22 protein-coding genes and 2 tRNA genes are annotated in these 20638 nt (G+C 47.5%); 2 read left to right on the forward strand and 22 right to left on the reverse strand.

Annotated elements, in window-relative coordinates:
- Positions 1-108: 108 nt before the first annotated feature.
- The 18 genes from G6R28_RS05170 to trhA all read right to left on the reverse strand — a co-directional run bounded on the left by G6R28_RS05170 (position 109) and on the right by trhA (position 17074).
- Positions 109-1395, reverse strand: a complete 1287-nt coding sequence (locus G6R28_RS05170) for a uracil-xanthine permease family protein (protein WP_213793169.1) — start codon at positions 1393-1395, stop codon at positions 109-111.
- A 65-nt stretch (positions 1396-1460) separates the two neighbouring features.
- Positions 1461-2171, reverse strand: a complete 711-nt coding sequence (gene gpmA / locus G6R28_RS05175; protein ID WP_213793170.1) for a 2,3-diphosphoglycerate-dependent phosphoglycerate mutase — start codon at positions 2169-2171, stop codon at positions 1461-1463.
- A 127-nt stretch (positions 2172-2298) separates the two neighbouring features.
- Positions 2299-2499, reverse strand: a complete 201-nt coding sequence (locus G6R28_RS05180; protein WP_213793171.1) for a cold-shock protein — start codon at positions 2497-2499, stop codon at positions 2299-2301.
- Between the two features lie 204 nt (positions 2500-2703).
- Positions 2704-3372: a DUF4811 domain-containing protein gene (locus G6R28_RS05185; RefSeq protein WP_213793172.1), complete on the reverse strand. Its 669-nt coding sequence runs from the start codon at positions 3370-3372 to the stop codon at positions 2704-2706.
- 1 nt (position 3373) lies between these two features.
- Positions 3374-4879, reverse strand: a complete 1506-nt coding sequence (locus G6R28_RS05190; RefSeq protein ID WP_213793173.1) for an MDR family MFS transporter — start codon at positions 4877-4879, stop codon at positions 3374-3376.
- A 90-nt stretch (positions 4880-4969) separates the two neighbouring features.
- Positions 4970-5680 carry a nucleoside/nucleotide kinase family protein gene (locus G6R28_RS05195; RefSeq protein WP_213793174.1) on the reverse strand — a complete coding sequence of 237 codons (711 nt, stop codon included), beginning with the start codon at positions 5678-5680 and terminating at the stop codon, positions 4970-4972.
- Entirely contained in the window at positions 5670-8048 is a 2379-nt protein-coding gene (helD, locus tag G6R28_RS05200) for an RNA polymerase recycling motor HelD (protein WP_213793175.1), read from the reverse strand. The genes G6R28_RS05195 and helD overlap by 11 nt, the downstream gene beginning before the upstream one ends.
- 151 nt (positions 8049-8199) lie before the next feature.
- Entirely contained in the window at positions 8200-9087 is an 888-nt protein-coding gene (locus G6R28_RS05205) for a DMT family transporter (protein ID WP_213793176.1), read from the reverse strand.
- 75 nt (positions 9088-9162) lie between these two features.
- A complete protein-coding gene (locus G6R28_RS05210; protein WP_213793177.1) occupies positions 9163-10383 on the reverse strand; it encodes a phosphoglycerate kinase in 1221 nt (406 codons plus the stop codon).
- A gap of 94 nt (positions 10384-10477) precedes the next feature.
- Positions 10478-10936, reverse strand: coding sequence for a helix-turn-helix domain-containing protein (locus G6R28_RS05215; RefSeq protein ID WP_213793178.1), 459 nt, complete (start codon positions 10934-10936; stop codon positions 10478-10480).
- Positions 10937-11040: 104 nt separating this feature from the next.
- A complete protein-coding gene (locus G6R28_RS05220) occupies positions 11041-11202 on the reverse strand; it encodes a hypothetical protein (RefSeq protein WP_213793179.1) in 162 nt (53 codons plus the stop codon).
- Positions 11203-11223: 21 nt separating this feature from the next.
- Positions 11224-11670 carry a hypothetical protein gene (locus G6R28_RS05225; protein ID WP_213793180.1) on the reverse strand — a complete coding sequence of 149 codons (447 nt, stop codon included), beginning with the start codon at positions 11668-11670 and terminating at the stop codon, positions 11224-11226.
- A gap of 373 nt (positions 11671-12043) precedes the next feature.
- Positions 12044-12115: transfer RNA gene (locus G6R28_RS05230), tRNA-Gln, on the reverse strand.
- A gap of 29 nt (positions 12116-12144) precedes the next feature.
- A tRNA-Tyr gene (locus G6R28_RS05235) sits at positions 12145-12227 on the reverse strand.
- 66 nt (positions 12228-12293) lie between these two features.
- Positions 12294-14183, reverse strand: coding sequence for a M13-type metalloendopeptidase (locus G6R28_RS05240; protein ID WP_213793181.1), 1890 nt, complete (start codon positions 14181-14183; stop codon positions 12294-12296).
- Between the two features lie 98 nt (positions 14184-14281).
- The gene (locus G6R28_RS05245; RefSeq protein ID WP_213793182.1) at positions 14282-15649 is read right to left on the reverse strand and encodes an MFS transporter; all 1368 of its coding nucleotides are present in this window, start codon (positions 15647-15649) and stop codon (positions 14282-14284) included.
- A 92-nt stretch (positions 15650-15741) separates the two neighbouring features.
- Complete coding sequence (locus tag G6R28_RS05250; RefSeq protein WP_213793183.1) at positions 15742-16386, reverse strand: carbonic anhydrase family protein; 645 nt, start codon at positions 16384-16386, stop codon at positions 15742-15744.
- Positions 16387-16432: 46 nt separating this feature from the next.
- Positions 16433-17074, reverse strand: a complete 642-nt coding sequence (gene trhA, locus G6R28_RS05255; RefSeq protein WP_213793184.1) for a PAQR family membrane homeostasis protein TrhA — start codon at positions 17072-17074, stop codon at positions 16433-16435.
- 180 nt (positions 17075-17254) lie between these two features.
- Here trhA and G6R28_RS05260 point away from each other — a divergent pair, with 180 nt between their 5' ends.
- Positions 17255-17599, forward strand: coding sequence for an iron-sulfur cluster biosynthesis family protein (locus tag G6R28_RS05260; RefSeq protein ID WP_213793185.1), 345 nt, complete (start codon positions 17255-17257; stop codon positions 17597-17599).
- A gap of 54 nt (positions 17600-17653) precedes the next feature.
- Here G6R28_RS05260 and G6R28_RS05265 read toward each other — a convergent pair whose 3' ends face one another.
- The 4 genes from G6R28_RS05265 to G6R28_RS05280 are packed head-to-tail and all read right to left on the reverse strand — an operon-like array spanning position 17654 to position 19802.
- Positions 17654-18544 carry a DegV family protein gene (locus tag G6R28_RS05265; RefSeq protein WP_213793186.1) on the reverse strand — a complete coding sequence of 297 codons (891 nt, stop codon included), beginning with the start codon at positions 18542-18544 and terminating at the stop codon, positions 17654-17656.
- A gap of 53 nt (positions 18545-18597) precedes the next feature.
- Positions 18598-18936: a fluoride efflux transporter FluC gene (locus G6R28_RS05270; RefSeq protein WP_213793187.1), complete on the reverse strand. Its 339-nt coding sequence runs from the start codon at positions 18934-18936 to the stop codon at positions 18598-18600.
- Complete coding sequence (locus tag G6R28_RS05275) at positions 18926-19345, reverse strand: fluoride efflux transporter FluC (RefSeq protein WP_213793188.1); 420 nt, start codon at positions 19343-19345, stop codon at positions 18926-18928. The genes G6R28_RS05270 and G6R28_RS05275 overlap by 11 nt, the downstream gene beginning before the upstream one ends.
- Positions 19338-19802 carry an RrF2 family transcriptional regulator gene (locus tag G6R28_RS05280; protein WP_213793189.1) on the reverse strand — a complete coding sequence of 155 codons (465 nt, stop codon included), beginning with the start codon at positions 19800-19802 and terminating at the stop codon, positions 19338-19340. Before G6R28_RS05280 ends, G6R28_RS05275 begins: the two co-directional genes overlap by 8 nt.
- Before the next feature lie 81 nt (positions 19803-19883).
- Here G6R28_RS05280 and G6R28_RS05285 point away from each other — a divergent pair, with 81 nt between their 5' ends.
- On the forward strand, positions 19884-20486 hold the full coding sequence (locus G6R28_RS05285; RefSeq protein WP_213793190.1) for a nitroreductase family protein: 603 nt from the start codon (positions 19884-19886) through the stop codon (positions 20484-20486).
- The last annotated feature ends 152 nt before the right edge of the window (positions 20487-20638 follow it).

Genomic DNA, 20638 nt, shown 5'->3' on the forward strand with positions numbered 1-20638 from the left:
TAAGGCCTTCGTATTTTACAAAAAACGCGTAAAATAAAGGACATTTTTTTGCTTTTTGTGAATTATTATCCAAACAATGATAAAAAAATCATGTGTTTTTAAAGCGCCTTATTTGGCCGCTCTTCCTTCCTTTGGGAGCAGGAGGTTTAGGATAACCCCCAGCACCGTTGCCAGTGCCACACCGGAAAAGTCCACTTGGGAGGAAAGGGCCAAATGGAAGTTTCCAATTCCAATCACCATGACCGGTCCGGCAATTAATAAGTTTCGCTTCTGACTGTAGTTGACCTTGTTGTCCACCAAAACCTGCAGACCGGCCGTGGCAATCACACCGTAAAGCATTAATCCGACACCACCGGTCACAGCGGCTGGAACGGATTGGATCATGGCCGACAGCTTGCCAATGAAGGCAAAGCCAGAAGCCAAAACAGCGGCTCCACCAATGACCCAGACCGAATAAACCTTGGACAGCTGCATCACCCCGATGTTTTCACCATAGGAGGTCACGGCAGGACCGCCGACCAAACCAGCAAAGACGGAGGCTAAACCATCGCCTGCAAGCGTCTTGTTCAAACCGGGATCCACGAAAAAGTCATGCCCCGTAATCTTCTTCAAGACCAGCAAGTGACCCAGGTGTTCCGAGAGCGTGACCAAAACCAGCGGAACCATGGTCAACATGGCCAATGGGTAGAAGGCCCCGTCAAAGTGCCCGTGGTTCATAAAGAGAAAGTCGAACTTTGGCATTGAAAACCAGTCGGCGCTTTGCACAGGAGACAAGTCGACCAAGCCAAAGACCAAGGCCAGGCAATAGCCAAAGGCAATCCCAATTAAAACCGGAATCATACCAAGAAAGCCCTTTAGGTATTGGTTACTAAAAATCATCACCAGTAGCGTCAAAGACGCAACCAAAAAGGCCCGCCAATCGTAGTGCCCGTTAATTTGTGTACCGGACTGAGCCGCCGTTTCCGCTAGGGAAAGACCAATCACCATGATGACCGGTCCGACGACTTCGGGTGGAAAGATTTTGTCCATAAAGCCGGTTCCGACTTTGGCAACGATTAAGGCGATGACCAGGTAGGATAAACCAACGGCCACAACGCCCTGCCCAACTGCCGGATAGCCAAAGGTTTTTAAAAGGGAGGTCATCGGAATGATAAAGGCGAAGGAAGAGCCCATGTAGGCTGGAACCCGGCCCCTTGTCACGAGTAAGTGAATCAGCGTTCCGATTCCAGATGAAAAGAGTGCCACGCCGGGATTCAGACCAACCAACAAGGGCACGAGAATCGTCGCACCAAACATCGAAAAGAGATGTTGCAGTGACAAGCCAACTAGTGTTGGAAAGGGTGGTCGTTCATAAAGTGAGTAGCGTGGGGCGTTATTGTCGTTTTTTGCTTGCATGATGCGCTCCTGTTTTCCTGCAGAAAAAGCCCACTAAAACGTGAGTTTCAGTAGGCTTTTTATTTTTACTTCAACGTCTTCTTGTCGTTAATTGACAAATCAGCGTTCAAATCATATACGATTGGTTGTCCGTTGGCAATTTCAACGTTCAAAATGTCATCATCAGAGATCTTTTCCAAGTGCTTAACCAAGGCACGGAGTGAGTTTCCGTGGGCAGCGATGACAACGTCCTTGCCAGCTTCCAAGTCCTTCTTGATCTTTTCATCAAAGAAAGGCAAAACACGTTCCAAAGTAACCTTCAAGTTTTCACCCAATGGCAATTCACCGTAAGGAACATCGGCATAGCGAGCGTCAAAAGCAGGGTAAGTCTTACCCTGTACTTCAACTGTTTCTTCGTAGTTTTCAAGCAATGGAGGCAAAACATCGTATGAACGACGCCAGATGTGAACCTGTTCGTCTCCCCACTTCTTAGCGGCTTCCGCCTTGTTTTGTCCCTGCAAAGCACCGTAGTGACGTTCGTTTAGACGCCATGACTTTTCTTCTGGAACGTAAAGTTGACCAGCTTCTTCCAAAGCGTAGTGCAAAGTCGTGATAGCACGAGTCAAAACTGACGTGTAGGCTTGGTCAAAGGCAATCCCTTCTTGCTTCAACAATTCACCCGCGTGCTTGGCTTGTTCAATTCCTTGTTCAGACAACTTCGTGTCCACCCAACCGTTAAACAAGTTCAATGCGTTCCATTCACTTTGTCCGTGACGGATCAAAACTAATTTTGCCATGTTCTAGCTCCTTTGTTTGCTTGAATAATTCTTGTTTATTATACAACATTCCCCCGCTTCTTTGCAGGCTTTCGGGCAAAAGAAAAAGCACAGACAAATGTCTGTGCTTTTAAACTAATTCGATGAATTAGTCCTTAACGATGTTAACAGCTTGCAAACCGCGGTCTGAGTTTTCAACATCAAACGTTACGTTTTGGCCATCTTCCAAAGTCTTGAAGCCTTCGCCTTGGATAGCTGAGAAGTGTGCGAACACATCTTCACCGTTTTCGCGAGTAATGAAGCCGTAGCCCTTTTCGCCGTTAAACCACTTTACAGTGCCTTTTTCCATGATTGTTTCTCCTTTGGGTTCATCCCATCTGTGTGATGTATATAAATATGATGGTTTTGGTATGACGCCTTCCGAAAAAAACAAATCAAAATCAAAATTCAAACTTAAATACAAGTTAAGTGTAGCATAGTCGAATCAACTTTACAATGAATTCGCTAAATAATGTTTCAAACGTTACAAAATAATTACAAAAGTATACTATCTTTAGCCATTAGCTAAGACGTTCTTATAGTAAGAAACCGCATCCTTGGCTGCTTGATCAGGGTCGTCGGCTGCCTCTTGCTTGTTTTGTTGGATCCAAGAAATAAAGTCGGCATCCCCCATCTTTTGTGCCAAGATGGCCTTCAACTTGGCACCGTCCTGCGTCGACAAGGCAATCCAAGTGGCAGGGACTTGGTAAGTCACCTGCTTGGACTTGACTTCGTGATTGTTACCAGCCCAACCGAAGAGGAACTGGTAGAAGCCGTTATCGTAAATGTATTCCTTAGTCTTTGTGACTTGGAAGGCCTGGTTGCCATCAATATCCTGGATGGCCGTCTTCGTCTTCAAGTCGGGCTTTGCCACCGTTGCTTCCTTAGCCGTGGTGCTTGCCTTATAAACAAAGGCCTTTTCGCGGCCGGAAGTCCCCACCGGTTGATAGGCCAAAACGCCGTAAGTGTTTTGGTCTTGGGCCGAGTAAATTTGGACTTTTTTCGTTGTGGTCTTCACCTTCATACCCCAGTGATCGTGGGCGTTTCCCGTGATCAAAACAAGGCAGAAGGCAACGGCAGCAAATGACAAGGCCGTGTACAACCAACGCAACTTAGCATCCTTCACCAACATAATGGCGAAAAAGGCCAGGATGACAAAGAGAATTAATAGAATAATGATCATGTTATTTCTCCTTTCCTTCTGGTTGGTTCACCTTGCCACTGTGCAAGAAGAAAGCCAAGACGAAGGCAGCAAAAGCAAAGCAAGCCGCCACGAAGAAGGAGGTGTGGAAACCATCCAAGGTCGCCGTAATCGCTTTTGAACCGTAAGCCAATGGATCAGCTGCCTTAAGTGAGTTGGCTGGCATGTTATCATTTGCAACCGATTGCATAACAGAGGCCAAAACAGCCGTTCCAAGTGAAGCGGCAATCTGACGGGCCGTGTTGTTAACGGCCGTTCCCTGTGCATTTTGTTCCTTAGGCAAGGCACCCATGGCAGATGAAGTCAGCGGCATCATCGTGAAGGCGATACCGGCCATTCGAACCATGTACAAGGCCGTGATGTAAATCGTTGGTGTTTCTGCCGTCAAGAAGTAGTATGGCAGGGTCGCCATCGTGACCAAAGCAAAGCCGAAGATGGCCAAACGCTTGGCACCGTACTTATCGTAAAACGAGCCGGCGATTGGTGAAATCAAGCCCATCATCAAAGCACCAGGCAACAAAGTCAAACCAGAATCCAAAGCAGTCAAGCCGCGAACCGTTTGCATGTAGGTTGGCAAGACCATTTCAACACCCAACATGGCGATGAACGTCAACGACACCATGGTCGTCGTCAAAGCAAATTGCTTGTTCATCAAAACTTTGACATCCAAGAATGGCTTTTCCATGTGCAACTGGTGGCGGGTAAACTCTGCAATCACCAAGACACCAACAATGATTGGCGTGATGACGTAGCTAAAGGATCCCCAACCGTGGTTTGAAACCATGGCAAATCCAAAGAGCAAAAAGCCGAAGCCGACCGTTGATTCGATCAATGAACGAATATCCAAAGAAACCTTCTGGGTTTCCAAGACGTTCTTGAAGTAGAAGATGGAAAGGAAGAAAACGATGATGGCCAGTGGCAGCACCAATCCGAAGATTGAACGCCAGTCGCCACCCCAGGTCAAGCCCAAGAATTTGTGCTTACCATCCAAGATCCAACCAGAAAGCGTTGGTCCAATGGCAGGTGCCATTCCGATCACCAATCCAATTGAACCCAAGGCCTTACCTCGGGAGTTTTCAGAAAAGAGGGTCAAAGCAACAACCTGCATCAAAGGCATCACGATTCCAGCTGCCATGGCTTGAAGCGCACGGGCCAGCATCATTACCCAGAAGGCTGAAGTTGGGGCCGTCCAGGCCATAAAGGTTCCCAAAATATAAACGGCCAGTGCCGAAAGATAAAGGTACTTAGTTGGAATTCGAGTCGTCATGTATGCCGAAACCGGCACCATGATTCCGTTGACCATCAAGAAGATGGTCGTCAGCCACTGAACCGTGGCTGAATCAACGTTAAACGCCGTCATTAAAGCGGGCAACGCCGTTCCCAATGAGGTCTGCATCAAGATGATTACGAAAGAACCAATCATCAGCAAGGCCATCATGGCAATTTTATTCATCGGTTTCCCGGTGACTTGTTCATTTGAATTTGCCATTTCTTCCTCCTATTTGTTAAGAAATAATCCAGATAGACATGTTACTTCTAAAAAAACACAAAGTCAACTAATCGAAAATCTGCACAAAGTTTATCCTTCTGCCAAGCGTTTCCCGGCTTCAACTGCGACCAGCTGGTGGTAATGATCAAGGTTCAGAACCCAATCGGCTTTGGCCTTCGTTTTAACAATGTAGTCAACGTAGTTTTTCTGATTGGTTTTTTCCCAAACCGACATGGCTAAGCGGTAAAAGTCGACCAACGGCATATCGGCATACTGAGCCCGCCAGGAAGCCGGTTCGTTCACGGATTTAACCGTGGCCAGCAGATTGCGTTCCAAATACCAGTCCTTCACATCTGCCATGTCGGCTTCAATAAAGAAAGTCGCATCCAGCAAGTCACTTGGGAGCTGCAAGGCAACCACCCCTTCTAGAATCAGAATGTCCGGCCGATTAACAAACATTTCCTTACCGGGCACAATGTCTGCCAAAGTCTGTGAATAACTAGCGGTTTTTTGAATTTTTTCACCAGCAGCAAAGGCTTTGATTAGCTTTTCTACGCCTTCTAGATCGTAGCTTTTGGGAAAGCCCTTTTCATCAAAGATTCCCTCTTCGTGCAGTTGGCGGTTGCTCTTCAAAAAGGCGTCCGTTGATAGCACAGCTACCCGGTAGCCGACGGCCTCTAAGCCACTGGCCAAACGCTCAGCCAAAGTCGACTTACCAACGGCCACCGAACCCGTTATCCCAACGGTAAAAAAAGCCCCCGTTTGGGACTTTTTCAAGCGTTCAATTACTTTATTTAGCATGGCCATCCTCCAACTTGTAGAGACTCTTTGGCAGCTCCTCAATCATTGGTGACAGTTGGCCTGATCCAATCAAAGTCAGCCGGTGCATCGCACGGGAAGTGACCGTGTAGAGCAAGCGGCGGACGTTTTCTTCACTGTAGTGAGAAGCATCAGCCTGCCAAACAATGACGGCGTCAAACTCCAAGCCCTTGGCCAAATACGAAGGCAAAATTACGGCGCCGGGTGCAAGACGCTGGTTTTCGGAACGAATCAGCGTAATCTTTTGATCGGCCAATTCCTTTGCCAGGGCCTTTGCTTCAGCCAGGGTTTGGGTAATGATCGCTGTCTGTTCCCCATCTTGCGCGTTCTTTATTAACTGAGCTTTAACTTCGTCAATCGCTTGCCCTTCAGTCTTTGCCAACTTCATGACCGGCAGATCACCGGACCGGTTAAAGGCCTCGATGGTCTTACCATCCCGTAGCAGGCCCTTTGAAAAGTCCGTGATTTGCTTGGTTGACCGGTAGGTCTGCGTCAATTCGACAAAGTCGACTTTGTCAGGGTCAAAGAGGGAGGCAAAGTCCTCTTCCAAAGAAGAGGCCCAGTCCTGCGTAAAGATGGCCTGGTTCAAGTCGCCCAAGACTGTAAACTTGGCGTTTGGGAAGGAGAACTTCAAAAAGGCCAGCTGGAAAGGCGTGTAGTCCTGAATTTCGTCAATGAAGAGGTAACGAATTTCGCGCTGTCCGTGCTTTCCAGTAATCAAATCATAGAGGTACAGGTAGATAGTCGTTGCTGGCAGTGAAAGCTTTTTCTCCTTCAAAGACGCAACGAAGGCATCGACATAAGTCCGCCATTCTGCTTCGCTAATTTGGTAATCAGCCAGTGACAAATACTTTGGCAAGGCCCGAAGCAAGTCGACGAACTGGGCGTTAATGTTAATGAAGCCGGCTCGACGAACTCGCTTTGCTAATGGCCGCAATGCCTGGGTGACAATCTTTTTAGCCAGGAAGTTTCGTTCCTGCTTGTCGGAGGCAAAGGTTCTTTCCTTTGGCCCTTCTCCCAACTGGTGGAGGCGGGTCAAGTCACCGGCATCGTTGACTTCATCATCCCCCAGGCGGACCTGTCCGGCACCAACCATTTCATCGTATTCCTGCTTTGACAGGTTTTCGATGGCTAATTCAACCCAGTCTTGCTTCATCTGCGCACCAACCTGGGAACGCAGTGAACGAATCAGGCTTTCCTGGGTGGCCTCGAGACGCTGGGACAGTTTATAGTTTTCATTATATTGGTAGTAAATCGATTGAATCTTCTCCTTTGAAAGGAGCACGTCCCCACGGAAGTTCAAATTCCGCACCTTGAGGCCGGATTGATTCAGGTCCTCTGCGTAGGCCCGAACGGCTTTGAACATGTCCAAGGAACCCAGTAGGCGTTCAATCTTTTCGTTTTGGTGGTTGCTCTCAAAGCGCTCTTCCAGAGTTTGCACTTCAAAGCGTGGCAAGCGATGGGAGGCGTATTGGTAGAAGGTCAATTGAACCAAGTTTTGTTCACCAAGTTCGGGCAGGACTTGGTCAACGTAGTCGTTAAAGAGCTGGTTAGGTGAAAACATCACCACCTGACCAGAGTTCAGTTTTCCGCGGTAGCGGTAGAGCAAGTAGGCAACGCGCTGCATGATGGCCGCGGTCTTACCAGAACCGGCCGCCCCTTGGACAAAGAGCAAATCGGCATCCGTGTTACGGATAATCTTGTTTTGCTCCTTTTGAATGGTGGTGACGATCGACTTCATCTTGGTTGTCGATTCACCAGACAGAGCGTTCAGGAGCATGGCATCCCCGATTGCCTCTTCCGTATCAAAGAGGGTCACAATTACACCCTTCTCGATTTCAAACTGCCGTTTTAAGGTCACGTCTGCCGTCTGCTTACCAGCCGGTGTTTGGTAATCGACTTTACCAAGGCCGCCATCATAGTAGATCGAGGCAACTGGCGTTCGCCAATCATAGACCCAGAACTTGCCGTCATCGTCTGCAAAGGAGGCCAGGCCGATGTAGACCGTTTCCTTCTCCCTTTTCTCTTCGGCATCGTCGATAAAGTCGATGCGGGCAAAGTAGGGTTTTTCCTTCTGCTTGGCCAAAGTCTGGTAGCGGTCTTCGGCACGGGACTTGGCGGATTGGCGTTCTTCAATGGCCTGCTGTTGCTGGCGAATCGACATCGCGGTCTCGACAATTCCAGAATAAGTGGAAGTCTTGACACGGACATCGTCCCAGCCGGAAGCAACGTCTGAAAGTGAGCCCTTGGACTTCTTAATCTCTTCTTGCGCCTCCAATTGGGCCAAGTCGATTTGCTTCAGCGTTTGATCTAGGTATTCTTGTTCGCGGACTTTTTGCTCGTTTGCCACAGTACACCTCTCCATAATTTACGTTGTATCCATTATACGCCTATCCAATTTAGAAAGATACCATTGTCACAAAATGCACACCCGAAATTTTGCCTCATCCTTTGGACAGCAAAAAAGTCGGCCGAAGCCGACTTTACCGAAAACCGCTTGCTTATTCCACGTCCTTAAATCCAAACTGAATAAAGACGGTCGAAAGAATCATTCCCCCTCCGATTAGTTGAATGCCACCAAGCGGCGTAGCCAAGAAAATCAGGGACATCACCGTTGCTGTCAGCGGTTCCACCGCACTCAACATTCCGGTGATTGAAGGCGAGATGTACTGGGTCGACTTTAAATAGAACAAATAAGCAATCATTGTCCCAAACAAGATAATAAAGAGGACACTTAAAATTGTTTGCGGCTGATCGACTTTGACGGGTTCCCGAACCAAAGTCGGAAGAAATGGTAAGGAACTGAGGAACATTCCCCAGCCAACGACAACCGTGGCGTCAAATTCTTCAAGTAGCTCTTTTGGCAATAGGGTATAGGAAGCTTGACTTAGCCCGGCCCCGATCCCCCATAAAATTGCTGGTAAGGCAAAGGATAAGGTATCGAAGCGCCCATTTGTTACTAAAAGAAAGGTCCCAGCAACTGCTAGCATGATTGACAGCATTTTCACTCGGCTCGGCCAAGTGTGACTAGCAAAACTTAAGTAGAGAATGATAAAAATCGGCCCTAAAAATTGTAGCACCGTTGCCGTCGGTGCATTCCCATATTGAATGGCCATGAAGTAGGCCAACTGAGAGGGTAACATCCCTAGAAAAGCAAACAAGAGAAGCAAAATTGCCGATTTACGATTCTGCCAAATCGAAAAAATGGATAGACGCAATCCCTTTGCTAGTAGCAAGAGCAAAATACCAGCGGAAAAAAGGCGTAAACCAACTAACCAAGTGGCTGAAACTGTTTGCTGATGAAACAGGGCTTCCGCAACCGTACCAGAGGCTCCCCAGAAAAAAGCGCCAATAACTGCTAAGAAGATTCCAGTTTTCGGTTTACCCATCATGTTCTCCATTCTTGATCGATTATTCGTCATCCACTAAAAAAGTCGGCCGAAGCCGACTTTTTAAAATTAAATTTACTTGTTCGTCAATGAAGCGATACCAGGCAATTCCTTACCTTCGAGGTATTCAAGTGAAGCACCACCACCCGTTGAGATGTGGGACAACTTGTCGGCCACACCCAAGGCTTGAACAGCGGCCGTTGAGTCACCACCACCAACGATGGTCGTACCACCCTTTTCCGTAACCTTCACGAGTTCTTCACCAATGGCCAAAGTACCCTTGGCGAAGTTTGGCATTTCAAAGACACCCATTGGGCCGTTCCAAACAACCGTCTTGGCATCGTTCAAGACGTTCTTGAACAATTCAACTGACTTAGGACCGATATCAAGACCCATGTAACCATCAGGGATACCAGCAGCACCATCGACGATTTCAGTCTTGGCATCGTTTGAGAAGGCGTCGGCTGCAACTGAATCAACTGGCAATACCAACTTGTCGCCGGCTTCTGCCATCAAGTCCTTAGCAGTTTGGACCTTGTCTTCTTCAAACAATGAGTTACCAATCTTGTAACCCTTGGCAGCGTCGAATGTGTAAGCCATTCCACCACCAACGATGACCTTGTCAGCCTTCTTCAACAGAGATTGAACAACTTCGATCTTGTCAGAAACCTTGGCACCACCAATGATGGCAACAAATGGACGCTTTGGCGTATCAACGGCATCGCCCAAGAACTTGATTTCCTTTTCCATCAAGTAACCAGCAGCTGCTTGGTCAACGTTTGAGGCGATTCCAACGTTTGATGCGTGTGAACGGTGGGCCGTTCCAAAGGCATCGTTGATGAAGAGGTCGTCACCAAGTGAAGCCCAGTACTTTCCCAATTCAGGGTCGTTCTTTGATTCAAGCTTAACTTGTTCGCCGTTCTTCACGTCTTCAAAACGGGTGTTTTCAACCATCAAAACTTGACCATCTTGCAAGTTGTTGATAGCTTCTTCCAACTTAGCACCGCGGGTTTCAGGAACGAAGATGACTTCTTGTCCCAACAATTCACCCAAGCGCTTGGCAACGGGTGCCAATGACAATTCCTTCTTATCTTCTTCGGTCTTGATACGACCCAAGTGTGAGAACAAAACGGCACGTCCGTTTTCCTTGATGACGTGCTTGATGGTTGGCAAAGCAGCCACGATACGGTTATCGTTTCCGATAACGCCATCCTTAATAGGGACGTTAAAGTCCACTCGCATCAGTACTTTCTTACCGGCCAAATTCTTCAAATCTTGAACAGTCAATTTTGCCATGTCTGCCTCCCAAATCATTACTTTATTTAACAAGACCAATTATAAAGCAAATATTAGCAAATGTCTGCAGGGTCTGCTAAATTTGTACATTTTGTTACTTGCGGAGGTGCAGTTGCCAAGGAAAAGTCATGTCAATGTCAAAGGCCTTGCCGAAGCGTCGAAGATTAATAATCGCAGCAATGACAACAAAGAGTGAAAGGGTGATTAATATGCTGGCAATCTTTCCCAAATTAATCACATTCAGATGCTTCAAGAGAAGGGCTATGGCAAATAACAGGTCCAAAAAAGTTAAGGTGAGCAAAACACTTCGTAAGATCTTTTTTACCGGCGCCTTTTCCAAGCTCTCCTGAACCTGTCCATCCTCTTTTAAGAAAACATCCAAACTGACATCAAAGAAATCCGAAAGGCGAATCAAATCCGTCATGTTTGGATAACTTTTGCCATTTTCCCAGGACGAGATGTTCTGCCAGCTCGTGTAAAATTCCTTCGCTAAGTCTTCTTGAGTCAGTCCCTTTTCTTGTCTTAGCGCTTTTAACCGTTTTCCAAACTCCATTATCGCCGCCTCCAGAAATCTTTACCTTTACCTTACAAAATTCCTTTCTGTAGGCCAAGCAAAGATTTTTTGCCTCCGGAAAAAAGTCGGTAAAATCAACAACTTTAGAAGTTGTGCTCCTTCTCCCATTGGGCGATCCGGCGATCCTGTTCCTCCAGTAATTCCAACCACTCTTGGCGAACTTTTGGGGTTAATTTTTCTCGGACCATTTCTTTGTCAACCGGTCCCAACATAACCCCCTTAACTTCTCGTCCATTAATAATCATGTTCTCTTCTCCACTATTGGTTTAAACATTTAAGAGTCGAATTGCTTTTATAACTTTAGGATTTAGAATGACAATTTCGCGTCCATTGGTAAAATTTGAAAGTATACCAGAAAACCGTGTATAAGTATCTTTTATGATAACTTCTGGCAAGTTCATCAAAGCATCTTGATTTAATTTCTCAAGCACAACACCATCCATTTGTTTTCGCCGACTTGACCGATTGACAGGATATTTGATCCTAATATCAATCAATAAATCCGCCAAAACTTCTTGGTAAAGATGGACAACGTGATTACGATTTTCAACTTCATTCAAATCAAGATACTCGGTACTATTGATTTCAATGTCCATTCTTAATATAGCCACATCCTTTTCAGCTATCTTACGAATTTGCTTTGCAAAAAGAAACGCGCTCTCTTTTGCGCTCTGCATAAAGTACGTATCACCACTTGCAGTTTCACTATCCATGTAGCCATAGATACCATGCCCCAAATCATTTGGATAAAGCTTTTCATCTTTTTATTCGAAAACCTTTTTCTAGAATTTGTTTAGCGTTCTTTTTGCTAGTTCCGTGGTAGGCAGTAATCATCATCATTTTGATCCCTTCAGACGAAAATGATAAAGCACTCTTCCACCACTTTATCCAAGAAACTTTTGCGGGGAAGTTTCCAGTTTTCCCCTTTAATTTATCCTTATCTTACACCACTAAAACGCCTTTGGATAGGGAGTTTGATGATGTTAAACAAGATTGGAAGAACAGTCTAATAAGTTGTTCAAAAAATTCCAAATAAGTTTCAGTCCACAAAAAAAGCAGACCTTTCGGTCTGCTTTTTTTACTTGATTGCCCCTGCTGGGATCGAACCAGCGCATGGAGGTACCAAAAACCTCTGCCTTACCACTTGGCCAAGGGGCAATGCTTCAAATTTGCCTGAAGCGAGGCAATGGGAGCGGTAGGATTCGAACCTACGAACCCGAAGGAACGGAGTTACAGTCCGTCGCGTTTAGCCAGACTTCGCTACACTCCCATGTCTTAAACAACTTCTCTATATTAACAAGAAAGCTGTTCTCTGACAAGGTTTTTCAAGAACTTTTTACCAGATTTGGATCCGCTTCTCCGGAGCCAAGTACATGCCATCCCCCTCTTTAACGGCAAAGCTCTTTGCAAAGTCGTCAAAGTTCTTCACGGTGACATTCGTGCGCAGCTTGGCTGGGGCGTGCACATCAATCGTGGCCAGCAAGGCCAAGTACTTTGGTTCAGCCTTTTGCCGCCAAAGGGTGGCAAAGTTTTCAAAGAAGGCCTTGAGATTAGCATCGCCACTTGCCTTCGTTGCAGCCAAGGCAGCCGAGACACCACCAAGGTCGGCCACGTTTTCTGACACGGTCAGGTGGCCATTGACTTTGGCACCGGCCGAATCCAAGCCGTCGAAGGCTTCGACAACTGCTTTTGTCTTTTCTTCAAAACGTTCAAAGTCTTCCTTAGTCCACCACTCCTTCAGGTTTCCCTGCTCATCGTAGCGGGCCCCGTTGGTATCAAAGGCGTGAGTGATTTCATGGGCAATGACCGTCCCAATCCCACCAAAGTTCTGGCTGGCCGTTTGTTTCAAGTCATAAAAAGGCGCCTGTAGGATGGCCGCTGGGAAGACAATGTGGTTAAAGTCCGGTGAATAGTAAGCGTTGACCGTATCCGCCGACATGCCCCAGCGAGACTTGTCCGGCTTTTCGCCCCACTTTGAGAAGTGCTCTTTGACCGCTTCTTCTGAAAAGCGCTGAACGTTTTCGACTAGCGAGGCCTTTTCATCGACCCGTCGTTTTGCCAAATAGTCCGGCAGTTTTTCAGGATAGCCGACTTTGACACCGAGGGCCGCTAGCTTAACCTTGGCCTTGGCCCGTGTTTCTTCCGACAACCAGTCAATTTGATCAAAGCGGCCTTCGTATACTTGAATCAATTCCTGAACCATTTGTTCCACATCGGCTTTGGCCTTTGGTCCGAAGTAGGTCTCCCCGTACCACTTGCCGACTGCCTGACTGAAGAAGGCCCTGGCCTGACGGAAGGCCGACTTTTCAGGGCTAATCGCTTCCTTCGTCCCGGAAAGGGCCCGACCGTAGCTACCGGCCAAGACACGGGTGTCGTTTCCCAAGAAGGCCGTCACTTCAAGCAGGTTTTGGACAAGCAACCAGCCTTTGATTTTGTCAAAGTTCTTTTCAGCATAAAGCTCAAATGCTCGATCAAAGAAGGGGCCGTCATAGATAATCACCTTTTCTGGTTGCTGCCCCAAAATTGTGGCCAAGGTTTCACCTAGTTTTACTTCCGGCAGCTTCTCACTTGCTTCTGCAAGGGTCATTGGGTGATAGTTCTTCCACGAATCTGAAAGTTCTTCCGAAGAGGATTCTCGGTCGGCCAAGAGCGCGTCCAAGGCAATCGCCTGGTCTACCCATTTCGCCCCCTCTTCCGTCAAGTCCAGGCGTTGCAAAAGGCTTTCAACCATCGTAGTCCAAGTCTGTAAAAGCGCCTCTTTTTGATCCTTGTCCTGATAGGAAGTCGTATCGGGCAAAATCAAGTCAGGGCTGGCCAGCCAAAGTTCATTGCGACTGGTGTTCTTTGAATCCGGACTAATGGTTGGGGCTAAAAGGGTCGTGTAGCCCTTCTGAATCAACAGCCCCTCTTTTTCCTGGTAATCAGCCCAGGAAGTCAAAGACAACAGCGGCTGCAAAAACTTCTTTACTTCCGCTGTTTCAATCGCTTCGCGCCCTTGCCAATCCTTGGTTAAGCGGTGCAACTTAACAAACTCGCCCAAACCTTCTGGGACCTGCTGTTCGCCCTTTTCAATTGCAGCAAGAACCCGTCGTTCTTCTTTTTCGATTCCTTCCACCAAGTCGTAGAAGCCACCTGTGACTGGTCGATCGGCCGGAATGGTCGCTTGCTCAATCCACTCCCCGTTCACCGCCTGGTAAAAGTCGTCTTGAAATCTCGTCTTTGCCATGTTGCCCCCCTTTTATAACATGAATTCTTACCGCCATTATCCAGTAGTTCTCATTTTTTTGCAATAAAAAAGTCCGCATTGCGGACTTATAAGACTTTTTATAGTGTTTTATCCCCAACGTTCTTAGGCAAAGTCAGCACTTCAATCAATGGGTAGAGCGAGAGCAAGCCGACCAAGAACAGCGTCACCTGATAGGCCAGGCTAACGACAAAGATTTGGGAGAAGAGCGCCACGAGGGTGGCAACAAAGCCGACCCCGAAGGCCTGCGACAACATCTGCATAACCGACTGCAACGTGTTGGCGGCATTCTTTTCTTCCTTGGACAGTTCGGCAAAGGCCAAGGAGTTGTAGGATGTCAGCGCAAGGGAACGGCCCACTCCTGACAGGAAGGCAACGGTTGCAATCCAAATTTTAACAGTTTCCTGGTTAAAGGCGGCCATTAGGAAAGTCGCCATGGTTGCAAGCCCAAGGGCCAAAACCAAGGCGTACTTGTAGCCCATTTTACGGATGATGGGTGTCGTAAAGGGCTTAATGGCCAAGTTCCCAAGGAAGATGAAAATCACGTAAGTCCCCGATTCAACGGCCGTCCAGTGGAAAGGAACCTGCAGTAAGAGCGTTAGCAGGTATGGCAGCGCGCCAATTGTCATCCAAAAGATGGAGCCCCCCGTTTGGTAGATGCGGAAAGATTTGACTTTTAAAGCGTCCAAGGCAAAGAGTGGTTCTTCTGCCTTTTGCAAGTGCAAGAAGGCAAAGACGGACAAGACCAGGCCGAGAAGCAGAACCAAAGCACCAATAAGAAGGGTCTGCAAGCCGTGCGAGAGCAATTCTGCGGCAATCAAGATTAAGCCGGCAGAAGCGGCCACCAGGATAAAGCCAAGCAAGTCAAAGGGTGTCTTTTGCCGGGCGTTTTCATCGTGAATCAAGTAGTAGCCAGCAACCAAAATACCCAGTCCAATCGGCAGATTCAAGAAGAAAATCCAGTGCCAGGAAAGCGCTGAGACGATATAGCCACCAAGCAATGGGGCAATGGCAGGGGCAATTAAAGCCGGCCAAACCAGAAAGGAAAGAATCTGAAGGAGGTTCTTTGACTCCACGTTTTCAAGAATGATCAGTTTTCCAACCGGAATCATCATCGCACCCGCCATTCCCTGCAGGGCCCGCATTACCAAAATATAAAGCAAGTTATCGAACAGACCGACAGCCACGGAAGACAGGGTAAAGACGGTTACCGCCAGCAAGAAAAGCGCTTTGCGACTCATCCGGCGGGAAAGCCAGCCCGAAAGGGGAATGAAAATAGCGGCAAAAAGCATGTAGACCGAGACCAAAAGCGAGGCGGTCGATGGGTTGACGCCCAGATCAATGGCAATCTGTGGCAGTGCTGTGGTCACAATGGTTGAATCCAGCATCTGCATAAAAAGGGCGGCCGCCACAACTAAGGCGGCTCGTTTTAACGTTGCTTCTTTCATAATGAACTTCCTTTAGCAAAATAAAAACAGGGCCAACAAGGGTTGTCCTGCTTTTTCTTCTTATTTACTTTACTCTTTTCAAGCACACCAGGTCAAGGATTGGAAAGAAGACGAAGGCTATGCCGACTGACCGCCCGGCCACCATCGGCTTGAACGGCTCGGTGGTTTTCGGGATAAGCCTGCTTCAAAGCCAAGACATCGGCCGGACTAATGGTTAGGCGTTCTTGAACCAGGAGCCATTGAACGTCCTCTTTTAATGGTGGCGTTGTGAGCGTTCCTTGGTATGAAATGATAGTTGAGGCATTCTTTGGTAAAAAGTCCTGCAAATCGGCCTCGGTCTGCTGACCGGAACAAAGGTCTTTAAAACGGTCAGCTGCGCTGACATCTTCATCGAAGAAAACCGCCAAAACCAAGGTTCCCCCATCGGGCCGTTCAAAAACAAAGTGCAGCTCGGCCGTCCCACCCTGTCCATCAAAAAGGTGCTCAAAGCCATCGTGCAGGTGGAAGCGGATCAGTTCGAATGATTGTCCATCAATCAGCAGCTTGCCCCGGCAAAAAAACTGGTCCCCGATGACCTGTTCTTTTTTGCTTATGGCAGTTGTCTGCAAGCCGGACCAATCGATGACCATTGCTGGTCCATCCGACAGTCTTGCAGCCACTACATCAATTGGCGATTGGCAGGTGGCCGTGGTCGTGAAGCGCCAGGCGTCCTGATAGTGGTAGTCAAGTTTATTCATGAGGCTTTCTTTTTTTGCTTATCCTTTATTACGTTAACGAAGTGGTTCAAATGCTTTGATAAATGGAAAAATACATCAATCCGGCACCGACGATGACAAAGATATGCCAATAAACGTGGCCCATCGGAATGGCTGGTACTAAGTAGAAAATCGTTCCCAGAGAGTAAACCACCCCACCCGCCAGCAAGAGCCAAAAGGCGGCCGGTGCCAGGCTAGTCCACATCATGGGCATGACCAAAATAATGAGCCAACCCATGACCAGGTAAATGGTCACGGCCACCCAGGGCCAGCGGCCGACAAAAAAGATGTCGTAGACGAGGCCGGCCATGGCCATGAGGAGAATGGCCGTCCAGATGATCCAGCCAACTGGTTGTTTTAAGACAAGCCAGGTATATGGTGTATAGGATCCCAGAATCACTAAGTAGATGCCAGCGTGGTCCATGAACTGGAACACTTTGGCAGCCTTAGTGAAGACCAGGGAGTGGAAAAGTGTCGAAGCCAGCAAGAAGAGTGAAATCGAGAGCAGGTAAACGGTGACCGCCCCGATTTCCAGCGGGCTAGCCGATTCTTTTGCAATCTTTAGCCCCAGAAAGAGCGCCGCCACAAGGGCCAGCACAAAGCCGAGCCCATGGGTGACGGCGTTTAAGACTTCATAGACAATTTGATACGTTTTTGTCCTGGTTTTCATGTTAACTCCTGAAAAGTGGGGGTAAAATGCTTTTTTAACAGTTTATACCAGTTTTTCCTTTTTAGCAAAAGCAATCCAAGGAATACAAAATCAAAACTATACCAATTGACAAATTGGCTGAAGACTTTTATACTTTACTTATAATCTTAAGTAGAAATTGAAGACACAGGAGGTCGTCACATGAAGTTAACGTTTAGTGATGCTGCAAAGGCTCGTTTGGAAAAGCTTGCCGGACCAGACAAGAAGATGGTTTTGGACTTTGATGACGGGGTTGGCCCATTCTCAGATGAAGCTAACTGCACCCTTGCTTTGTCCTTCAACTTACTCTTTGTTCCCAAGGATACCGATTTATCTGAATTCGGTGCAACCATTGATTCCAACATGGGTGTGGTTTACGCTAAGCCATATTCATTGGATCAAATGGACGATGAAATGACGGTTGATTTGAACGAAAAGTACCTTCGTTACTCATTGTCAGGTCGTGGTGGCGTCTTGGATCCTGCACTGGGAATCAAGTCACTCTAAGCCATTCATTTTACCAAGAAAAAAGGCAAGTCGGAAAAACGACTTGCCTTTTTATTATGCTTCTTTTTTATAAGACTTGTAATCTCTTGACCAGACAACCGCCATGGCCCCCTCGCCCGTGTGAACCGTGATAACGGCATCCATTGGCGCCCGTTCAAAGGTAACGGTTGGGTACTTGGTACTGAAGTCCTTCAGCCACTTATCTGCCAACTTCTGGTTGTCAGCATCGATAATGTGTGCCCGAACCGGAAAGTCGACTTTGGACAGGTATTCCTCGAAGGCCTCTTGGATCTGCTCCTTAGCCCCCGACATCTTGCGGCTCTTACCGACCGCACCAATCTTACCATCGCCTTCAACATCGAATTCGAGAATTGGCTTGATGTTCAAAAGGCCACCAATCAGGGCTTGGCCGCGCGAAAGGCGGCCGGTCCGCTTCAGGTGGGAAATATCGTTAACCACCAGGCGAATCCCCATGTGCTTTTTAAAGTCCGCAACGGCCGCAAGGATTTGATCCATGTCGGCACCTTCGTCAGCCAGTTTAGCCGCCAAAAGAGCCTGATCAGCTTCGGGCATGTTGACCAACTTGGAGTCAACGACTTCGACTCGCTTCAGTCCTTCGTATTCGGAAGCAACCACCGTTGCCGTCTGGAAGGCGCCAGAAATCCCGGATGACAGGGTCACGATGATGGCTTCGTCATAGCCGGCATCCTTGGCCTCCGTCAGAGCCTTCTCCCACTGTGCGGGCGAGGGCTGTGAGGTCGTTGGCAGGTCTTCTTTTTCGTCGATCATCTTTAATAATTGGGGAACGGAAGTAATATCCTGCCCACCCATGAAGGTTTCTTGCCCAAACAAAATGGGAATCGATACCTCAATAATGTTGTAGGAGTTGCGAATTCCCTGTGGTAAAGCAGCTGAGGAATCAACAATCACAGCAATTTTTGACATCGTTTTTCTCCTAAATCTTCTCTTATGTACCTATAATAAGTTAAAACAGAATGCTAATGAAAGCAATAACCAAGTGTAAATGCGGCAAACCCCGCCATGATTTGAAGCAGCAGGTAAGCACCCTGTTTTTGCCAGGAACCCCTCGTTGCACTTTCCGTCATCATCGATGAAAAAGTCGTAAAACCACCCAGCAGGCCGGTTTCAATCATGAGGGCACTTTCTCCAACCAAGGGCAATCCGGCACAGAGCCCTAAGACAAAAGAACCGGTTAAGTTCACCAAAAAGACCCCAGTTAAATAAGCGTTTCGAAGCGGCCAGAGCATCAAGAGCAAGGAACGTAAGCTAGCTCCGCAACCGGTTAAGAGCATAATCAAGAAAAGCTTAAGCCACATGGTCGGCCCCCTTTGCTTGTGGATAAGAAAGCTTTCGTCCGAACTTTTCCCCAAAGTGAAGAGCCAGAAAAGCCAGCGCAAGCGAGGCGACCCAAAGGAGGACTAAGAACAGATAATGACTATTTTTGATCATTTGCTGACTTTCCACCATGAGTGCCCCAAAAGTCGTAAAGCCACCCAAAATCCCCGTTCCGAGGAAGGACTGCAGGTAAGCCGGCTTCTCCTGCTTTTCTTTCATGTAGGCAGCCAAACAGGCCAGTAAGCCGGTCCCAACCGTGTTAATCAAGACCGTCATGGCTGGCCATGTGCCAACCAGGGGGACCAGGCTCAACAAATAACGAGCAGCGCCGCCAATCATACCGCCAAAGAAGACGACTAACAGCTCAATTTGGGGTTTGCTTTCAGGCATTTAAGGCATCCCCCGTGTGACAGAGGGTCACACCAGCTTTTTGATTAACATCTTCTAGAATTTCTTCAAAGGAAATCCCGGCCATCTTCTGGAGCAGACTCTGGTCAAGTGCATCGTAATATGATGAAAGAACCGGGTTGACCTGTTTGGCAATCGGGCAGTCGTTGTTGACTTTGTTATCCAAAGGAAAAACGGAGGAATCAGGGTCGACCGCTCGTAAAACATCGGCCATGTTAATGTCTTTTGCCGGCTTAGCTAAGATGGGGCGTGAGAAGTGGTCCCCCTCACGCTTAATAATCTGGGCCGCCTGCATGTCGGCCATCAAGGCTCGAATGCGTGAAGGATTCGTGTTGACCGAGGCCGCAATTTCCTTAGAAGAAAACTTAGTTTCCTTATCGGCCCGGGCGATGTAAATTAAGATGTGAATCGCGTTGGTTAATTTTAAAGATGGCTTCATGTTAAAACCCCTTGTATTTTTATCATTACTAGTATACTATAACATATGTACTTTTATGAAATACATAAGTGAGGAAAGCAGATGTCAACATTTAACGAACTACAGGCAAAGCGCCGCTCCATTTACGCCCTCGGCAAAGAGGTCAACAAAACCGATGAGGAACTCTTCAACTTGGTTAAAACAAGTGTGAAGAACAGCCCTTCACCATTTAACTCACAGTCTGTCCAAGCCGTCTTGTTAACGGGCGCTTCACACGAAAAGCTCTGGGAAATGACTTTGACAGCCTTGAAAGAAGTGTCACCTTCTGAGGAAGCCTTTGCCGCCACGACTGCCAAAGTCAAGGGCGCCTTTCAATCTGGCTATGGAACCGTTTTATATTTTACCGATCGAAAAATCGTCGACGGCTTGAAAGAACAGGCTCCTTTGTATGCTGACAACTTTGACGACTGGGCAGAAGAGGCAATGGGCATTGGCCTTTATTCCGTTTGGATGGCCCTGGCCGAAGCCGGTATTGGCGCTTCCTTGCAGCACTACAACCCATTGATTGACGAAGCCGTCAAGGAAGCCTTCAACATTCCTGACAGCTGGGTTCTTCGTGGTCAAATGCCCTTTGGCTCCATCGAAGCCCCTGCTGACGAAAAGACCTACCTGGCAGACGATGCACGTTTTAAGCTCTTTCAGTAATTTTTCTGAGAAAACCGCAAGGTTTTCTTTTTTTATTTTCATTTTTCTTGACAGAAGCCAGGTCCTCTTGTATGATTAGTTTAACTTTTAATACTTTAGGAGCATTTTTATGACTGCATTCCAATCACAAGTAAATCGCCAATGGTGGCGCC

This window comes from Fructobacillus papyrifericola (assembly GCF_018437235.1).
Classification (GTDB): Bacteria; Bacillota; Bacilli; order Lactobacillales; family Lactobacillaceae; genus Fructobacillus; species Fructobacillus papyrifericola.